General features: G+C 71.6%; 17 protein-coding genes. 12 read left to right on the top strand and 5 right to left on the bottom strand.

Annotated elements, in window-relative coordinates:
• The first annotated feature begins 11 nt into the window (after window positions 1-11).
• Together ACFV6V_RS18820 and era are read left to right on the top strand one after the other, a co-directional pair.
• Window positions 12-1001: a WxL protein peptidoglycan domain-containing protein gene (locus ACFV6V_RS18820; RefSeq protein ID WP_385566145.1), complete on the top strand. Its 990-nt coding sequence runs from the start codon at window positions 12-14 to the stop codon at window positions 999-1001.
• 20 nt (window positions 1002-1021) lie between these two features.
• Window positions 1022-1993: a GTPase Era gene (gene era / locus ACFV6V_RS18815; protein ID WP_385566142.1), complete on the top strand. Its 972-nt coding sequence runs from the start codon at window positions 1022-1024 to the stop codon at window positions 1991-1993.
• Window positions 1994-2008: 15 nt separating this feature from the next.
• Here the strand turns inward: era and ACFV6V_RS18810 are convergent, their stop codons facing one another.
• Window positions 2009-2275: a protealysin inhibitor emfourin gene (locus ACFV6V_RS18810; protein WP_385566140.1), complete on the bottom strand. Its 267-nt coding sequence runs from the start codon at window positions 2273-2275 to the stop codon at window positions 2009-2011.
• A gap of 4 nt (window positions 2276-2279) precedes the next feature.
• Window positions 2280-3362, bottom strand: coding sequence for a M4 family metallopeptidase (locus ACFV6V_RS18805; RefSeq protein WP_385566138.1), 1083 nt, complete (start codon window positions 3360-3362; stop codon window positions 2280-2282).
• 325 nt (window positions 3363-3687) lie between these two features.
• Between ACFV6V_RS18805 and leuA the strand changes: the two genes are divergently transcribed.
• The 6 genes from leuA to ACFV6V_RS18775 all read left to right on the top strand — a co-directional run bounded on the left by leuA (window position 3688) and on the right by ACFV6V_RS18775 (window position 12545).
• The gene (leuA, locus tag ACFV6V_RS18800) at window positions 3688-5460 is read left to right on the top strand and encodes a 2-isopropylmalate synthase (protein ID WP_385566135.1); all 1773 of its coding nucleotides are present in this window, start codon (window positions 3688-3690) and stop codon (window positions 5458-5460) included.
• A gap of 226 nt (window positions 5461-5686) precedes the next feature.
• A complete protein-coding gene (locus ACFV6V_RS18795) occupies window positions 5687-6379 on the top strand; it encodes a TerB family tellurite resistance protein (RefSeq protein WP_385566234.1) in 693 nt (230 codons plus the stop codon).
• Window positions 6380-6642: 263 nt separating this feature from the next.
• Window positions 6643-8763, top strand: a complete 2121-nt coding sequence (locus ACFV6V_RS18790; RefSeq protein ID WP_385566132.1) for an MMPL family transporter — start codon at window positions 6643-6645, stop codon at window positions 8761-8763.
• A gap of 203 nt (window positions 8764-8966) precedes the next feature.
• Entirely contained in the window at window positions 8967-10151 is a 1185-nt protein-coding gene (locus tag ACFV6V_RS18785) for a sensor histidine kinase (RefSeq protein WP_385566232.1), read from the top strand.
• The gene (locus ACFV6V_RS18780) at window positions 10148-10834 is read left to right on the top strand and encodes a response regulator (RefSeq protein ID WP_385566129.1); all 687 of its coding nucleotides are present in this window, start codon (window positions 10148-10150) and stop codon (window positions 10832-10834) included. The genes ACFV6V_RS18785 and ACFV6V_RS18780 overlap by 4 nt, the downstream gene beginning before the upstream one ends.
• Window positions 10835-11051: 217 nt before the next feature.
• The gene (locus tag ACFV6V_RS18775) at window positions 11052-12545 is read left to right on the top strand and encodes a hypothetical protein (protein WP_385566127.1); all 1494 of its coding nucleotides are present in this window, start codon (window positions 11052-11054) and stop codon (window positions 12543-12545) included.
• A 76-nt stretch (window positions 12546-12621) separates the two neighbouring features.
• Here ACFV6V_RS18775 and ACFV6V_RS18770 read toward each other — a convergent pair whose 3' ends face one another.
• Window positions 12622-13449: a dienelactone hydrolase family protein gene (locus ACFV6V_RS18770; RefSeq protein WP_385566125.1), complete on the bottom strand. Its 828-nt coding sequence runs from the start codon at window positions 13447-13449 to the stop codon at window positions 12622-12624.
• A 103-nt stretch (window positions 13450-13552) separates the two neighbouring features.
• Here ACFV6V_RS18770 and ACFV6V_RS18765 point away from each other — a divergent pair, with 103 nt between their 5' ends.
• Window positions 13553-14524, top strand: coding sequence for a GlxA family transcriptional regulator (locus ACFV6V_RS18765; RefSeq protein ID WP_385566122.1), 972 nt, complete (start codon window positions 13553-13555; stop codon window positions 14522-14524).
• A 138-nt stretch (window positions 14525-14662) separates the two neighbouring features.
• A complete protein-coding gene (locus ACFV6V_RS18760; RefSeq protein WP_385566119.1) occupies window positions 14663-16924 on the top strand; it encodes a tetratricopeptide repeat protein in 2262 nt (753 codons plus the stop codon).
• Here the strand turns inward: ACFV6V_RS18760 and ACFV6V_RS18755 are convergent.
• Both ACFV6V_RS18755 and ACFV6V_RS18750 read right to left on the bottom strand, forming a co-directional pair.
• Window positions 16911-17111 (bottom strand): DUF397 domain-containing protein, encoded by a 201-nt coding sequence (locus ACFV6V_RS18755; RefSeq protein ID WP_385566118.1) that lies wholly within the window; start codon window positions 17109-17111, stop codon window positions 16911-16913. The two genes, ACFV6V_RS18760 and ACFV6V_RS18755, sit on opposite strands and share 14 nt — an antisense overlap.
• Window positions 17093-17947, bottom strand: coding sequence for a helix-turn-helix domain-containing protein (locus ACFV6V_RS18750; protein ID WP_385566115.1), 855 nt, complete (start codon window positions 17945-17947; stop codon window positions 17093-17095). Before ACFV6V_RS18750 ends, ACFV6V_RS18755 begins: the two co-directional genes overlap by 19 nt.
• A gap of 120 nt (window positions 17948-18067) precedes the next feature.
• Between ACFV6V_RS18750 and ACFV6V_RS18745 the strand changes: the two genes are divergently transcribed.
• On the top strand, window positions 18068-18283 hold the full coding sequence (locus tag ACFV6V_RS18745) for a hypothetical protein (protein ID WP_385566113.1): 216 nt from the start codon (window positions 18068-18070) through the stop codon (window positions 18281-18283).
• Window positions 18280-18498, top strand: coding sequence for a hypothetical protein (locus tag ACFV6V_RS18740; protein WP_385566110.1), 219 nt, complete (start codon window positions 18280-18282; stop codon window positions 18496-18498). Before ACFV6V_RS18745 ends, ACFV6V_RS18740 begins: the two co-directional genes overlap by 4 nt.
• The last annotated feature ends 2 nt before the right edge of the window (window positions 18499-18500 follow it).

Raw genomic sequence — 18500 nt, 5'->3', positions numbered from 1 at the left:
GAATCCGCACCGTGCGAAGACTGCCAGCACCATCAGCGCTGCCCGCACTCCTCCTCGCCCTGACCGTGAGCCTCACCGCACTGCTGCTCTACGGCGGAGCGCCGGCCGCCCGCGCCGCCGACAACGGCGAGTGGTCGGTCGAGCCCACCGCGTCCGGGCTCGGCAAACGCCCGTACTTCTATCTCACCGCCGAGCCCGGTACGACCGTCACGGACAAGGTCACCGTCAGCAACAAGACCTCCGGCCCCCTGAGCTTCCTGCTGTACGCCGCCGACGCGTACAACACGGAACGGGACGGGGGTTTCGCCGTCCGCACCCTCAAGGAGCCCCAGCGCGGCGTCGGTGCCTGGGCGAAGCCCGAGCGTGAGAAGGTCACCGTCCCCGCGCACGGCTCGGTCACCGTCCCCTACACCCTCACCATCCCCGAGAACGCCGAGCCCGGTGACCACCCGGGTGCGCTCGTCGCCCTGGACGAGCGGATCGCGCGAGGTTCCGGGGGCTCCGTCGCCGTCGGCATCCAGCGGGCCGTGGGTGCCCGGGTCTATCTGCGGGTGAACGGCCCGACGATGCCCGCGCTGACGGTCGAGGACATCGCCTATGAGCCGGACCGGCCGCTGGTGCCCGGAACCGGTGAGAGCAGCGCCCTCATCTCGTACACGCTGCACAACCGCGGGAACATCACCCTCAACCCCAAGGTCGCCCTGCGGGCGGAGGGCCTCTTCGGCCGCACGCTGCTGGCCCGCGACCTGACGAAGATCCCCAGCGAGCTGCTGCCCCGCCAGCGGATCCGGCTCACCGAACGCTGGGCGGGCGCCCCCCAGCTCGACTGGGGCGAGGTCAGGCTCACCGCCCGTGCCCGTGACGTGCGCGAATCGGCCGCGGTGTCGTTCCTCGCCCTGCCCTGGGTGGTCGCGGCCGTGGTGCTCGCGGCGGGTGCGGGAGCGGTCGGATGGCTCCGGATGCGGCACGTACGCCGCCGCCGGGTGACGCTCGGTACGTAGGGCTGCCGGGATCAGGGAGAATGGCCCGCATGAGCGTTCACACCCCTGGATCTGCTGCCCCTGGACCCGAAGCGCCGCACCGCGCGGGCTTCGCCTGCTTCGTCGGCCGCCCCAACGCGGGCAAGTCCACCCTCACGAACGCTCTGGTCGGACAGAAGGTGGCCATCACCTCCAACCGGCCGCAGACCACCCGGCACACCGTCCGCGGCATCGTCCACCTCCCCGCTCTGAACGCACAGCTCGTGCTGGTCGACACCCCCGGACTGCACAAGCCGCGCACACTGCTCGGCGAGCGGCTCAACGACGTGGTGCGCACCACCTGGGCCGAGGTCGACGTGATCGGCTTCTGCCTGCCCGCCGACCAGAAGATCGGCCCGGGCGACCGCTTCATCGCCAAGGAACTGGCCGGGATCAAGAAGACCCCCAAGGTCGCGATCGTCACCAAGACCGACCTGGTCGACTCGAAGACACTCGCCGAGCAGCTCATCGCCGTCGACCAGCTCGGCCGGGAGCTCGGCTTCGAGTGGGCGGAGATCGTCCCGGTGTCCGCCGTCGGCGACAAGCAGGTGAAGCTGCTCGGCGATCTGCTGGTGCCGCTGCTGCCCGAGAGCCCCCCGCTCTACCCGGAGGGCGACCTCACCGACGAGCCCGAGCAGGTCATGGTGGCCGAGCTGATCCGAGAGGCCGCGCTGGAGGGCGTACGGGACGAGCTGCCGCACTCGATCGCGGTGGTCGTCGAGGAGATGCTGCCGCGTGAGGGGCGCCCGGTGGACAAGCCGATGCTGGACATCCACGCCAATGTCTACATCGAGCGCCCCAGCCAGAAGGGCATCATCATCGGCCCGAAGGGCAGCCGCCTCAAGGAGGTCGGCATCAAGTCCCGCAAGCACATCGAGGCCCTGCTCGGCACGCCGGTGTTCCTGGACCTGCATGTGAAGGTCGCCAAGGACTGGCAGCGGGACCCGAAGCAGCTGCGCCGACTGGGCTTCTGAGCCCGGTCGCGCGGGCTACGCGCCCTCTTTCAGCACCCGGGTGATCAGCTTGCGCTGAGCATCGCTGAGCCGTGGGTCGGCGCAGTGGACGGACTCACCGTCCACTGTCAGCTCGTACCGGAACCCGTCAGGCACCCCCGCCGGTGGCGTGCCCCGGCCGTCGCTCATCGCCTGCGCGGCCAGGGCATGCCACTCCCGGGCGTCGGGCCGGCCGTCGGTGTCGACCTCGGCGACCCGTTCGATCCCGGCGAAGCCACCTGTGCGTCGTACGTGGATACGCATGGGTTCAGTTTGCGGGCACACCGACCTGCTGCCAGGACTTCAGCACCGCCTCGTGCTCCGCGCCCTCGCCGTACCGCGCCGCGGCCGCGGCGACCGTGGCCCGCGCGAAGTCCGTGAAGGACGCGTCGACCTCCAGGGTCCCGCCGGTCAGCACGTCGTACCAGATCTGGCCGGCCCGCTCCCAGGCCTTGCCGCCGAGCTGCGTGGCCAGCAGGTAGAACGCGTGGTTGGGGATACCGGAGTTGATGTGGACCCCGCCGTTGTCCCGGCCGGTGCGGACGTAGTCCTCCATCGTCCCGGGCTGCGGGTCCTTGCCGAGTACGTCGTCGTCGTACGCCGACCCGGGCTCCTTCATCGAGCGCAGCGCCACCCCCGTCACCCGCGGCGCGAGCAGCCCGGCCCCGATCAGCCAGTCGGCCTGGTCCGCGGTCTGGTTGAGGACGTACTGCTTCACCAGTGAACCGAGGACATCGGACACCGACTCGTTGAGCGCGCCGGGCTGCCCGAAGTAGGTGAGGTTCGCCGTGTACTGGGTGACGCCGTGGGCGAGCTCATGGCCGATGACGTCGATCGGCACGGTGAAGTCGAGGAAGATCTCGCCGTCCCCGTCACCGAACACCATCTGCTCGCCGTTCCAGAAGGCGTTCCCGTAGTTCTCGTCGTAGTGGACGGTCGCGAGCAGCGGCAGTCCTGCGCCGTCGATCGAGTCCCGTCCGTAGGCGGACATCAGCAGCTCGAAGGTCGCGCCGAGTCCCGCGTAGGCGCGGTTCACCGTGGCGTCCTGCCCGGGGTCCTCGCCCTCGTCGCGCACCTGGGTGCCGGGCAGCGTGATGCCGTGCTCCGCGTCGTAGATGGTGCGGCGCGGTTCTCCGGCCGGCGCCTCGACCGTGGGGGCGGTGGCACCGACGACCGTGGTCAGACGGCGGCCGGTGCGCTGGGCGGCGTCGGAGACCAGGGTCCGGCGGGCGGCGGCGGAGATCGCCGGGTCCTCGCTGCGGGCCAGCTTGTCGAGGATGTGCGGCGGCACGATGCCGCAGAAGACCGGCGTCCGGGACATTCCGGCGCGGGTGGAGGAGTAGGTGTCCATGTCTGGCAATGTGGCACTGGGTCATGGAACTGTCACGAGTTGCGACGACGATTAGCAAAATGGAGTGGTCTGTCACATTTCCCCGTTACCGATCGGTTAGCTGATCAGTCGTCCCGCATACTGAAACGGGACCGCCGCTCCCGCGGAAGCTCCGCTACTCTCGATCGCATCATGCGTTTCGGGCTGCTTCTCCTTAGCTGCCGCGGCGAGGGCCTGTAGTCGTAGGCCGACCCCCTCCCCGCGGAGTCTGGTGCTGCGTTTCGACAGTCGGCCGTCCCCCTCAAGGGACCCACCAAGCCCTCCAGGACTCGAGGAGCCCCACGCAATGTCCCAGTCGCAGTGGATCGGCAAGCCCACCCCGATCACCAGCACGACGCACACCCAGCAGCCGTCCGGTATGCCGATCCACAAGTACGGCTCCTACGAGGCCGTGGACATCCCGGACCGCACCTGGCCCGAGCAGCGGATCACCAAGGCCCCGCGCTGGCTGTCCACGGACCTGCGGGACGGCAACCAGGCGCTGATCGACCCCATGTCGCCCGCGCGCAAGCGCGAGATGTTCGACCTGCTGGTACGCATGGGCTACAAGGAGATCGAGGTCGGCTTCCCGGCCTCCGGTGAGACCGACTTCGCGTTCGTCCGCTCGATCATCGAAGAGGGCGCGATCCCGGACGACGTGACCATCTCCGTGCTGACCCAGGCCCGCGAGGACCTGATCGAGCGCACCGTCGAGTCGATCGTCGGCGCCAAGCGCGCCACCGTGCACCTGTACAACGCGACCGCCCCGACCTTCCGCCGCGTCGTCTTCCGCGGCTCCAAGGACGACATCAAGCAGATCGCGGTCGACGGCACCCGGCTGGTGACGGAGTACGCGGAGAAGCTGCTGGGCGACGAGACCACTTTCGGCTACCAGTACAGCCCCGAGATCTTCACCGACACCGAGCTGGACTTCGCCCTGGAGGTCTGCGAGGCCGTCTGCGACGTCTGGCAGCCCGGCCCCGGCCGCGAGATCATCCTGAACCTGCCCGCGACCGTGGAGCGTTCCACCCCGTCCACGCACGCCGACCGCTTCGAGTGGATGTCACGCCGGCTGACCCGCCGCGCGTACGTCTGCCTGTCCGTGCACCCGCACAACGACCGCGGCACGGCCGTGGCCGCCGCCGAGCTGGCGATCATGGCAGGCGCCGACCGTATCGAGGGCTGCCTGTTCGGACAGGGTGAGCGGACCGGCAACGTGGACCTGGTCACCCTGGGCATGAACCTGTTCTCGCAGGGTATCGACCCGCAGATCGACTTCTCGCAGATCGACGAGATCCGCCGCACCTCCGAGTACTGCAACCAGATGGAGATCCACCCGCGCCACCCCTACGCGGGCGATCTGGTCTACACCTCCTTCTCGGGCTCCCACCAGGACGCCATCAAGAAGGGCTTCGACGCGATGGAGGCCGACGCGGCGGCCCAGGGCAAGACGGTCGACGACATCGAGTGGGCCGTCCCGTACCTGCCGATCGACCCGAAGGACGTGGGCCGCTCCTACGAGGCCGTCATCCGCGTCAACTCGCAGTCCGGCAAGGGCGGTATCGCCTATGTCCTGAAGAACGACCACAAGCTGGACCTGCCGCGCCGGATGCAGATCGAGTTCTCCCGCATCATTCAGGCCAAGACCGACGCGGAGGGCGGCGAGGTCACCCCGGCGGACATCTGGTCGGTGTTCCAGGACGAGTACCTGCCGCACCCGGACGACGACGGCGCCCGCTGGGGCCGTATCCAGCTGCGCAGCGGCCAGACCACGTCCGACACGGACGGCACCGACACCCTGACCGTGGAGGCGGTCGTCGACGGCGCCGACACCGTGCTGTCCGGCAGCGGAAACGGCCCGATCTCCGCGTTCGTCGACGCGCTGAACACCATCGGCGTCGACGCCCGCGTCCTGGACTACCAGGAGCACACGATGAGCGAGGGCGCGTCCGCGCAGGCCGCGTCGTACATCGAGTGCGCGATCGACGGGAAGGTGCTGTGGGGTATCGGCATCGACGCCAACACCACGCGCGCCTCCCTGAAGGCGGTCATCTCGGCGGTGAACCGCGCGGGTCGTTGACTTCAGCCCGCCCGTAGACCTCCCGGTCCTCACGAACCCCGCCCGCGTCCCCGTGGGCGGGGTTCGGCCATGTCCCGGCGAACTGCCGCCAAGGTGCTGACTCCGACTCGCGGATGTGGCTAACATCACGTCCACGCGGCGCTGTTGCCGCGGGGCGGCCCCTGGCTCCGCCCGGGGGACGTGACGGAGGTGCGACGTGCCGCAATTCAAACCGGGCATCAACGGCATGGTTCTTCTGCATGGCCTCCCGGGCTTCCTGCGGGTCGTCGGGGTGCGCACCTCGTGGACCACCGTCGGCGACGGCGAGTTCTTCTGCCCGGAGTGCGGGGGCGACCGCAACTTCCGGCGCCGCACCGGCCGGCGTCGCTTCACCGTCCTGGGCGTCCCCGTGCTGCCGCGCGGCGAGGCGGGCCCCGTCGTCGAATGCACCGACTGCCAGGCCCACTTCGGCACGGAGGTGCTCGACCACCCCACCACCGCCCGGTTCTCCGCGATGCTCCGCGACGCGGTCCACACCGTGGCTCTCGCGGTGCTGGCGGCAGGCGGCACCGCGTCCCGTACGGTCACGGAGACCGCGGTGGCCGCGGTGCGGGCGGCGGGGATCCCCGACTGCACGGAGAAGCAGCTCACGGCGATGATCGAGGACCTCGCGGCGGACACCGGCCGCTTCGTCACCGACTCGGAGCCGTGCGGCGCGGCCCTCGCGATCGAGCTCCACGAGGCCCTGGAGCCGCTGGCCCCGCATCTGGCGTCCGCGGGACGCGAGTCGATCGTGCTCCAGGGCGCGCGTATCGCTCTTGCGGACGGGCCGTACACCCCCTCGGAGCGGGAGGTCCTGGCGACCGTGGGCAACGCGCTGGCGATGAACGAGGACGACACGGCCCGTCTCCTCGCAGCGGCGCACACGCCGTCCCCGTAGCGTGGGGAAGGCAGGTTCCGCGGGGTTCCGCACCCCGCGCGGTATGTCGCGGAAGCCACGGCCTGTCGTCCGGACAGGGCCCAGCCGCACCCTCAGGCGACGTACCGCCGCTACTCCCCGGGGAGTAGCGGCGTCCGCCCACCACCCCGGGTGGTACGACTCAGCTCCGCCCTGAGCGCGACGATTCACTCCCTTCACCACGGAAGTCTTGTGTGCGGCGCTCCGACGCCCGCCGAGACCCGCCGAGAAGGGAAGACCCGCCCATGGGGCCCGTCACACCGATGCAGGCCGTGGGGCAGCAGCTCCCGCCGCCCGTCGCCGCACCACCGCGCCGCAGTCGCACGCGCCGAGCCCTGCCCTGGGCCGTCGTCGCGCTCTGGATCGCGCTGACCGCGATCGCGCTGCCCTTCGGGGAGAAGCTCGCGGACGTCAAGCGCGACGGCGTCGTGGACTACCTTCCGGACAGCGCCGACTCCACCCACGTCGCCAGGATCCAGCAGCAACTCCCGGGTGGCAGCGGCGCCGAGGTCGTGGTCGTCTACCGGCGCGACGGCGGGCTGACCGCCGGCGACCGGGCGACCGCCGCCGCCCAGACCGACCGGATCGCCGCCGCGCACAAGCTCACCGCCCCGCCGCGTGGCGTCCCGTCCAAGGACGGCACCACCCTCATGTACCCGGTGTCGACCACCGAGACCGGCAACGACGAGAAGGCGCGGAACGTCTTCGTCGACGCCGTACGCGAGAAGGTCGGCGGTGGCGACGGGCTCGTCGTCCAGGTCGGCGGACCGAGCGCGCTGCAACGCGACATGGAGGAGGTCTTCGGGTCCGTCGACGGCACCCTGATGCTCGCCACCGCGCTCGTCGTCGCGGTGCTGCTGATCCTCACCTACCGAAGCCCGTTCCTGTGGCTGCTCCCGCTGGCCGTCGTCGGCGTGGCCGCGGTCACCAGCCAGGCCCTGATCTACGGGCTCGTCCAGGGCCTCGGGCTCACCGTCAGCAGCCAGAGCGCGGGCATCATGACCGTGCTCGTGTTCGGCGCGGGCACCGACTACGCGCTGCTGCTCGTGGCCCGCTACCGCGACGAACTCCGGCGCATCCACCGTCCCTACGACGCGATGCGGGCGGCCCTGCGCGGCTGCGGCCCCGCCGTGCTCGCCTCGTCGGGCACGGTCGCGGCAGGACTGCTGTGCCTGCTGGCCGCCGACCTCAACAGCGCCAGCGGTCTCGGACCGGTCGGCGCGGTCGGTGTGGTGTGCGCGCTGGCCGCCATGATGACGCTGCTCCCCGCGCTGCTCGTGCTGCTCGGCCGCCGGGTCTTCTGGCCTCTCGTGCCCCGCTACGGCAGCGAGCCGACGGCCACCACCGGGCGCCGCAGGGGCCTGTTCGCCGCGATGGGCGGCGCCGCCGCCCGCCGGCCGGCCGCCGTGCTCGCCGGTGGGGCGGTGCTGCTGGGAGCGCTCGCGCTCGGTATGTTCAACCTGCCCGGCAGTCTGAAGCAGGAGGACGGCTTCACGAAGCGGCCCGAGTCCGTCTCCGCGATGCGCACCCTCGCCGCTTCCTATCCCGACCGCGCCAGCCAGCCCATCACCGTGGTCGCCCCGGCCGGCACTGCCGACCGGACGCTCGCCGAGGCCCGTACGACCCCGGGGGTGGCCGCCGCGGAGCGGGGCCGCACAGGGGACGGCTGGACTGAGCTCAACGTGTTCGCCGAGGACGCCCCCGAGTCGGCGGGCGAGCGCGACACCATCGAGGCCCTACGCGCGCACCTGGATCCGGACGGGGCGTATGTCGGCGGGCCCAGTGCCCAGCAGATGGACCTGGAGGACACCAACGCCCGCGATACGGCGGTCATCGTCCCGCTGGTGCTCGCCGCCGTCCTGCTGGTCCTCATCGCCCTGCTGCGCAGCCTCGTCGCCCCACTGATCCTCATCGCCGCGGTCGTCGCCGTCTGGGGCGCGGCCCTGGGCATCGGCGGGCTGGTCTTCGGACCCGTCCTCGGCTTCGCGGGCATGGACCCCGGACTGCCGCTGCTGTCCTTCGTGTTCCTCGTGGCGCTCGGCGTCGACTACGGCATCTTCCTCATGCACCGGATGCGTGAGGAGGCACTCGCCGGAGCCCCGCCCCGGGAAGCGGCGCTCACCGCGCTGCGCACCACCGGGGGCGTCATCGCGTCGGCGGGCGTCGTCCTGGCCGCCACCTTCGCGGTCCTGGCGACCCTTCCGCTGGTCGCGCTGGTGGGGATGGGGCTTGTCGTCGCGGCGGGGGTGCTGCTGGACACGTTCCTCGTCCGCACCTATCTGGTGACGAGCGCGAGTCTGCTGCTCGGACGCCGGGTGTGGTGGCCGGGCCCGCTCAGCCGGGGCGGCGGCACCCGGGAAGAATGACGGCCAGGGGTGGCGATCACCGGCCGATCGGGTGCTGGCGGGCGAGCCGAGCACCCGATCGAGCGCCGACGCCCGCCCTGAAGGGGCCAGAGGGAGGGGAGAGCAGGATGGCAGGACGACTGACGGAGGCCGTCGCGCGGGCGGTGCGTGTGTACGGCGACAAGGGCCCGGGCGGACCGGGCGCGGAGGCACGCCGCCCCCGCATGGGCGAGCGCGTGCTCACCGCCGTCAGCCGCGACCCGCTGACCACACCGCACCGGCGGCGCAACGACGCCCTGGTCGCCCTCGGCACGGCCGCCGTCGCGGCCGTCCTCGCCCTCGTCGTACGGGACGGGAAGACCCCCGACCTGCTCGGCTGGCTCCTCCTCGGCGCCGGGGCGGTGCCCCTGGTCTGGCGCCGAAGCCGTCCGGTTCCCGTCCTCGGCGCCGTGCTGGCGGCGACCGCGGCCTACCATGCGGCCGGTTACACCCACGCCGCGCCGCACCCGGCCATGGTGCTCGCCCTCTACACCGTGGCCTCCACCGCACGGCCGCTGATCACCCTGCTGATCGGCGCCGGGGTCATCGGCACCACCCTGGCGGTGAAGTTCCTCGTCGGCACCGCCGAGGGGGTGGAGTCCCTGCGCACCTCCGGCTGGACCCTCGCGGTGCTGGTCTTCGGCGTCGATGTGCGCATCTACCGCCGCTACATCGCCTCCGTGGTGGCCCGCGCCGAACGCGCCGAACGGACCAGGGAGGAGGAGGCCGCCCGCCGCGTCGCGCAGGAACGGCTGCGGATCGCCCGTGATCTGCACGACCTCCTCGCGCACAGCATCACCCTCATAGGGGTACGGACCTCGGTCGCCTCGCACGTACTGACCGCCGACCCGGACCGTCTCGACCGCGCGGCCGTCGCCGTCGCGCTCGACGAGATCGCGGAGACCTGCCGCACCGCCCGCCAGGAGCTGCGCACCACGCTCCAGGTGCTGCGGGACGACGGTCCGGCCCAACAGGACGGTCCACTACCGGGGTTGGAGGCGCTGCCCGCGCTGGTCCGTGCCGCGGGCGCGGACCTGGAGATACGCCCGCCGACGCTCGGTGTCGCGTCCGCCACCGGCGCCGCCGTCTACCGCATCGTCCAGGAGTCCCTGACGAACGCCGTCCGCCACGCGGGGGCGAACACCCCGGTACGGGTCACCGTCGCCGAGGACACGGGCGGCGCCCTCCGGCTCACCGTCACCGACGACGGCGCGCCGCAGCACACGGCTCCGGGTGCGGGCTTCGGTATCGCGGGCATGCGCGAACGGGCGCGCAGCGTCGGCGGTACGTTGTCGGCCGGACCGCGCGAGTGCGGCGGGTTCGAGGTCGCGGCGGTACTGCCGCTCGGGACGGGGGAGCCTGCGGCATGACGGAGCACGGCATGGCGGACACGGCGATCCGCGTGCTGCTCGCGGACGACCAGACCCTCGTACGCGCCTCGTTCGCGATGCTGGTCGAGTCCGCACCGGACATGGAGGTGGTGGCGCAGGCCGCCACCGGCCGCGAAGCCGTCGAGCTGGCCCGCTCCGAGCGCGCCGACGTCATCATCATGGATGTCCGGATGCCCGAACTCGACGGTATCGGGGCCACCCGCGAGATCGCCGCCGACGAGGACCTCGCGGGCGTCAAGGTGCTGGTCCTGACCACCTATGACACCGACGAGCACATCATCGACGCCTTGCGCGCGGGTGCGTCCGGCTTCCTCGTCAAGGACATCAGGCCCGCGGACCTGCTCGCCGCGATCCGAACCGTCGCGTCCGGCGAAGCCCTGCTCTCGCCCGGCCCGACCGCCCGCCTCATCGCCCGGGTCCTCGCCACCCCGGAGGCACCGCGCGCCGCGGCCGGTCCCGACGGCCTCTCCGATCGGGAGCGCCAGGTCCTCGCCCTGGTGGCCCGCGGCCTGAACAACACGGAGATCGCCGAGAGCCTCGGGCTCAGCCCGCTCACCGCCAAGACGCATGTCAGCCGCATCATGGGCAAGCTCGGCGCCCGGGACCGCACCCAACTGGTGGTCATCGCCTATGAGTCGGGCCTCGTCGTCCCGGGAGCCTGACCGGGGCGGGGTCTCCCGGCCGGTGCGGTCAGCCGAGGCAGCCGGTGACGGCGACCCTGGGGACGTCGATGTGCGGGCTGTCAACTCTTTGTGAACATCAGCGCATTGGCGTCCCGCGATTGTGACGAAGCGGTGGGTGCGTGCCATGCTTCGGCCCAGTCATTACTCCAGAGTAATGAAGCCACCCCCCCCAACTCCCTTCGCCGGAGGACCACCCGTGCGTGCCCTCACCAGGAGATTCCTGGTCCCTGTCGCCCTGACGACATTCGCCCTCACCGCGAGCGCATGTTCCGCCCCCTCCCATGAGACCGGCTCCGGCGCCGGTCCCACCCCCGTCGCCGAAGCAGCGGCGAACGGTTCCGAACAGCTCGATGTCACCGCCGCGCCCACCGGCGCCCCCACGCCGACGGCCGTCGCCGCGGCGGGCAGCAGGGGGAGCGGAGCCAAGAAGACCGCGCTGAAGATCGCGGCCTACGACAAGAGCACCGGACGCGCTGTCATATCCAAGCCGGTGAAGCGCTCTCCCGGTTCCACACCCTCCTCGCCCACCAGCGAGCCCAGGCCGACCACCGAGCCCACCACCGGCACCCCCTCAGCCAGTCCGTCCGTTTCCGCCTCCAGCGCCCCGGACACCGAAGCCCCTGTCCGCACCGGCGACATCATCGCCAGCGCCCCCGCGCCCGGCGCCCCGGACGGACTGCTCGCCGAGGTCACCGAGGTCGAGGGCGAGAGCGCCCAGGGCACCCGGGTCCGCACCAAGCCGACCACCCTCAACGCGGTGCTCGACGACGACAAGGCCGACGGCGAGGTCCCCGTCGACCCGTCCACGATGGACGTCGAACCCCTCGTCAAGGGCGTCAAGTTCTCCTGGGCCAAGCCCGGCGGCCTCACCTTCGGGCCCAACGGCGCCAAGCTGCCCCTCGGCAGCCTGCGCCTGGATGTCGGCACCGCCATCGAGACGGCGAAGGACGCCCCCGTGTCCGCCGCGGCGTCCGTGGCCGGCTTCGTCCAGCTCTCCCCGCAGGTGGAGTTCTCCTACGACGGCAGCGGAAACGGCGAGGCCGGCAAGTCCACTCCGCGTGGCGCCTTCCTCGGCCTGACCGGTGAGTGGGACGCCCAGTGGCAGCTCAAGGGCCGCGCGGCGGGCGGCGTCAAGCAGCGTATTCCGTTCGCCAAGCTCCACGCCGACCCGGTGATCCAGGTCGGTCCCGTGCCCGTCGTCGTCAACCTCGATCTGACCTGCTACATCCAGGTGGAGGCCGACGGTCGCATCACCCTGGACGTCCAGCAGAAGGTGGGCGGCGACTTCCGCGTCGGCGGCGGCTACACGCCCGGCAAGGGCTGGGCCCCGGTCAGCACGTCCGATGTGAAGGGCACCCCCGTCACGGCCCAGGTCACCGCGAGCGGCCAGGCGAAGGCCGCACTCGGCGCAGAGGCGTCCATCGGCCTCTACGGAATGGTCGGCGTCACCGCCGACTTCGCGCCCTACGTGCGCGGGGAGGCGTCCGCCACCGCCACCGCCTCATCGGACGGCAAGGCGTCGGTGGTCGGCAGCTGGGCCCTCTACGGCGGCTTCGACCTGAACGGCAACCTCCAGTTCCAGCTGTCCATCTTCGGTACGCCGATCTTCACCAAGCGCATCCCGCTGGGCAGCCTGCACCGTGAATGGACCCTGGTGAGCGGCAAGGGCGGCGCGTCCACACCCCACTAGTCCCGACCAGTCCTGAACAGACGGCGCTCCGCCACCCACCCCCGTGGGGTGGCGGCGCGCCGTCGGCCGGTCGCGGCTACCGCTGCCGCGCCCCGAGCCGCTCGGCCAGGAAGGCGATGATCTCGTCCCGAGCCTGCACGGTGGGGTGCCCTTCCTCGTCGACGAGATGCGCCGTCACGACGCTGTGCGCGCAGCCGACGACATCGCGGAAGAAGGGCGGAGGGTTGCTGTTGGCCGTTCGGGCCTTGAGTACGCGCCCGTCGAACGCCTCGCCGAGCAGCGCCCGGTATGCCGCGAACCGCTGTCCCGTGCACCATCTGTCGCCTTCGAAACGGTAAGCGAGCACCTTCAGTCCGTCGCGCGCCACGCGTTCGGCCACGGCAGCCGCGTCCTCGTCGCCGATCTCCAGCCCACCGGGGTCGTCGAGCGGCAGCGACGGATGGTTGACCACGGGCGCGATGACGGCCGGTTCGAGCGCCATGCTCAGGGCGAAGTTCCCGGTGAAGCACAGCCCGACAGCGCCGACTCCGGGCCCGCCGCACTCGGCGTGCGCGAGGCGGGCCAGCCCGCGCAGCCAGCCGGTGACCGGACTGGTGCCTCCACCGGCGAACGCCCGGAACTCAGCGCTGACGCAGGCCCGTTCGACGACGGTCTCGCGTGCCCCGGCGAGCGGATAGGCGCCGTCGACGCCGAACAGGGAGGGCAGATACACGGAGAATCCGGCGTCACGCATCCAGCGTGCCAGCCGTGCGACGTCGGGGCTGATGCCCGGCATCTCCGGCATGAGGACGACCGCCGGTCCCGGACCGGTGACGTACACGGTCTTGTCGACACCGTCGACACTCACGTTCCGCCGTGTGAAGTCGTCCAACGGGTCGTCGCCCTGTCCTCTGCCGATCGCCATGACCACGATGATGTGCGGCGGCCCATCCTCCCGAGAAGCGGCGACATCGCCATGTTCCCCGGTAATATCGCCACCCGTTCACAGGCGACCGGGGGGTACGAGCGTGGGTGCGTTGCGGGTCGGTGTGCTGGCCTACCCCGGCTGCTTCGCCTCGGAGGTGTACGGCGTCCCCGACCTCCTGGCCATGGCCACGCATGTCGCGGCGGCGCAAGGAGCCCTCCAGCCGGGCTATGAGACCTCGGTCGTCTCGCCCCGGCGCCGGGTGGTCGCGTCCGGTGGCTCGGTACTCGACGTCTCCGCCGTACGCCCGGTGGACGTCCTGATCGTCCCGGGTTTCGAACTGCCGCCCGCGCTCGACCTCGACGAGGCACTCGCCGGCCTCGGGCCGGAGATCGCGGCGATCCGCTCGCAGGCGGACTCGGGCACCGCGGTCGTGTCGATCTGTGTCGGCGCCTACCTGGTCGCCGAGGCCGGGCTGCTCGACGGACGCGAAGCCACCACATCCTGGCTGTACGCGGACCGGTTCGCCCGCCGGTACACCGAGGTGCGTCTGCGCCCGGAGGCCCTGGTCGTGACCGACCGGGGGGTGACGACCACAGCCGCCTTCAGCGCGATGTACGACTTCGCGCTCCAGCTCATCCGCGAGCACGACGGCCCGCGCGTCGCCCGCGGCACCGCGCGCGTCGCCCTGGTCGACGATGCGCGCTCCACCCAGGCCCCGTACGTCGACGCGGCGCTCATCCCCGCGGTGGGCAGGGACTTCTCGCTCAATGTGAAACGCCGGCTCGACCAGAACCTCGCAGCACGCTACGACCTGCCCGCGCTGGCCCGGGAGTTCCACGTCAGCACGCGGACGATGCTCCGCCGCTTCGGCCACGAGACCGGCGGGACACCGCTCGCTTATCTGCACACGGCCCGGGTGCGCCGGGCCAGGCATCTGCTGGAGACGACTGACAGGACCCTCGCGGCCGTCGCCGCCGAGGTCGGATACCGCGATCCCGGGGCGTTCAGCGGCATCTTCGTCCGGCACACGGGCCAGCGGCCCCGGGAGTACCGGGCGAAGTTCCGCCGCTGAGACCGGTACAAGGTGGCGGTACTGATGGCGGTGGTGCCTCCGCCGGTGAAGTCGGCGCCTCGATGACGCATGACCCGGCGCTCACCCGGGTGCGCCACAATGGGTACACACGTACGGCGGCTGGGGGGCGTAGTGACTGTGCGGCGGGGGACTTACGCCACGGTCGTGCTGGCCGGCGGATCCAGCCTCCTCACCGTGCTGCTCGCCGTCGCAGTGAACGTGGCGACCGGCGGCACCCTCCCCGCGACCATCGCGCCCCTGGCCCCGTTCGCCTGGCCCCTGGTCGGCCTGCTGACCCTCACCACGGCCTTCGGGGCCGTACGCGCACGCCGCCCCGAGCGCCCTGGCGTCGCCCCGGTGCCGGACGCCGAACCCACCTCGCTGTCCCTTCCCGACCCCGCCGAACTCCCCGCACCCATAGCCGACTTCTCCGGACGTGGCGGTGAACTGACCGCGCTGCTCGGCCTGGCGGACGCAGGTCGCCGCGCCATCGCCATCACCGGCGCCCCCGGCCTCGGCAAGTCGACCCTCGCCATTCGCCTGGCGCACGAGCTGCGTCCGCGCTTTCCCGACGGGCAGCTGTACGCCGATCTCGGCGCCGGCCGGGGCGACCCGGCCGCCCCTGCCGCCGTACTGGCCCGGCTCCTCGACGCGCTCGGCGCCCCCATCGAGGAGCAGTCCGGCGAGCCCGCCGTGCTCGCCGCACGCTTCCGCAGCCGCACCGCCCAGCGCCGCGTCCTGCTCCTGCTGGACGACGCCGCGGACGCGGCCCAGGTCCGGCCCCTGCTCCCCGGCGGCGACCGCTGCCTCGCGCTGATCACCAGCCGCAACGCCCTCACCGGCGTCCCCGAGGCCGCCCCGCTCGCCCTCGGCGGTCTCACCGACACCGACGCGCTCGCACTCCTCGCCGCCGTCGCGGGCCAGGACCGTGTGGCCGCCGAACCCGAGTCCGCCCTCGATGTGGTCCGCGCCTGCGGGCTGCTGCCCCTCGCCGTCCGTATCGCCGCTGCCCGGCTGCGCTCCCGCCCCGGGTGGCCGGTGCACGAGCTGTCCGCACGGCTCGCCGACGAACGCCACCGCCTGGACGAGCTCCACCTCGACGACCTCGCCGTACGCGCCGTCTTCGAAGCCGGTTACGACACGCTGGAGCCCGCCGACCGGGCCCTCTTCCGGTGCCTTGGTGCCTACCCGGGATCCCGTGTCTCCGTCCGCGTCGCCGCGGCCGCCGCGGGCTGCGAGCCCTACGCCGCCCGCGCGGGCCTGGAGCGCCTCACCGACGCCCAACTGCTCGACTCCACCGGCCCCGACACGTACCAGCTCCATGACCTGGTCCGGCTCTTCGCCGCCGAACGCCTCGAACGCGACACCGGCCCCGCCGAGCCCCGCGCCGTCCTCGCCCGCCTCATCGCCGCCCACACCGAGGACGCGACCGAGCACGGCAGTCACGCCTGGGGAAGCGCCCAGCAGGCCACGGTCTCCCTCCTCGTACGCGCCGCCGTACGCGAGGGCCTGCACGCCGAGGGGTTCCGGCTCGCCCTGGCCGCCGACCGCTGGCTGTGGGACCAGCCGAGCCAGCTACCGCGCCTCGCCATGTGGACCACGATCCTGGACACGGCCCGCCGCCTCGGCGAGCAGCGCGTGTCGGCATGCGCGCTGCGCGGCATGGGAGCCGCGTATCTGCACGAGGGCCGCTATGACCGGGCCGTGGACCATCTGCGGATGTCCGGTGCCCTTCAGCGGCTTACCGGCACCCGGCCCGAGCAGATCAAGACCCGCCGCCTGCTGGGCGACGCCCTGCGCCACGCGGGCCGCTACGACCAGGCACTGGGCGAGTACCGCACAGCCCTCAACGGCTACCGCGAACTGGGCCAGGCCATGGGCGAGGCGGAAGTCCTCAGCAGCCTCGGCGCCCTCCACCTGGCCCGCCGCCGCCCCGACGAGGCCATCATCTGCCTGGAACCCGCGGTCGCCGCGCTCGTCCGCCGCACCGGTAGCCCGGCGTATCCGGCCGACGCTCAGCGCAACCTCGGCGCCGCCTACGTCCAGACCGGCAGTCTCGCCCACGCCGAGCAGTCCCTGCGCGCCGCACTCGCGATCTACCGTGAGCACGGCCGCCCGGTGGGCGAGGGCTGGACGCTGCGCGAACTGGGCCGACTCGAAGAACGCCGTGGCGCCTTCGCGGCGGGCGCCGCCCACCACCGCGCCGCACTCGCCGTCTTCGAGGACGCGGGCTACGGCACCGGCGTCGCGTCCCTCACGGAGACCATCGGCGACAACCTGCTGGCCCAGGGCGACGTCGCGGCCGCCGACGCCCACTACAGGCGCGCTGCCGCGGTGTACGCGGACCTCGGCGACCCCGTACGGGAGGCCGAGGTCCGCCGCAAGCTCAGCCTGCGGTGACGACGCCGCCGATGAACGCGCTCCACGCGGCGGCGGGGACCACGAGCACGGGGCCGTCGGGGACCTTGCTGTCGCGGACGGGGACGACGCCGGGGATGGTGTCGAGGACTTCGAGGCAGTCGCCGCCGTTGTCGTCGCTGTAGCTGCTCTTGCGCCAGCGGGCGTTGGTCAGGTGGTCCTCGTGCATTGTTTGTGGTCCTTTGCCGCCGACTCGATCAGGGTCAGGGACGCATCCGGCGGGAGTGCTGCGGCCCTCAGCAGATCGTAGGTCTCCTGAACCCGCTTCACCAAGGCCGGATCGTCCAGCAGATTTCCCGAATACACGGCCTCTGTATAGGCGGTTGGCGGTGCGTCCTCGAACTCCATGAGCTTAAGCATGCGTCCCATGAGGGGATACGCGCCTGCCGAGATCGGGAGCACCTGGATCAGGATCCTCCTGGCGCGGGCGAGGGCGAGGATGTGTTCGAGCTGCTCGGCCATGGCCGCCGGGCCGCCCACCGGCAGCCGCAGCACGTGCTCGTGCAGGATGGCCCAGTACACAGGGCGAGCAGGGTCGTTCAGAAGACATGCGCGTTCCATGCGGCCCGCGACCTTCTCGTCGACATAGTCGTCGGTGGCGAATGCGTTGCCGGCGAGCACCACGGCACGTGCGTACGCGGCGGTCTGCAACAGTCCCGGCACCAATGTGGGTGCGAACTCGCAGATCTTCCGTGCCAGCGTTTCCCATTCGCTCGCCGCCGCGAAGTAGTCGGCGACCGGCGAATCGGAGATGAGCTTGCGCCACATGCGCTCGAAAAAGCCGTCGGTTTGCAGGACTTCATCGATCCGGATCGCCACATCCAGCTGTGGCTTTCGAACCGCCTGTTCGAACTGCCCGATGTAGCCACCGGATACGAACACCCGGTGTCCCAGCTCGCTCTGGGTCAGCCCCGCCGCCTCCCGACGACGCTTCAGCTCGGCCCCGAAGAACTCCCAGGCGGCATGCCGCGACCCGGCGCCCTGGCCGGTATCTCCTTTGGCCATGGATTAACTCCTCTGTGCAGCCGCGCAGTTGTAGCGCGCGTGCGTCTGCCGATACTAGGTCCGTGTCTCCACACTTGTGAGGGGAAAGACAAAAGAACCCGGAATAGGAGCGGGATACCCATGGAAAAGAAGGATTATCTTCAGGATGCTGAGGATGCCCTTGCCGAATTGCGCTCCACCCTTGCCCGCGCCGGGGTGACGCTCCCGTCACTGCGGCTGGACCTCGTGTCCTACGCGAGCGGAAACGGGAGCCGGGTGCTGGTCGAGCTCGGCAGGTGCAGCGTGGAGACGGCACGCCTCATGACGGCCGTGCTGACGGAGGCGACGGACCGATGACGGAACCGGCCGTGGGGTCGTATGTGATCGACACGAGCACCGGCCGGATGGGGAGAGTCATGGGCCACCTCGGGCCCTACGTGCAGCTCAGACCGATCGGCGGGGGCCGTGAGTGGGACTGCGCGCCCGATGCGCTGCGCGTGGCGACCATGGCGGAACGCATCAGCGCGGTGACGGCGCACGCGAATGCCCGCAGCCGGGGCGAGGTGCCGTAGCC

Source organism: Streptomyces sp. NPDC059828, from assembly GCF_042731955.1.
Classification (GTDB): Bacteria; Actinomycetota; Actinomycetes; order Streptomycetales; family Streptomycetaceae; genus Streptomyces.
Note: the sequence above shows the minus strand (reverse complement) of the source record. Positions and strands in the feature narration are given on the sequence as shown.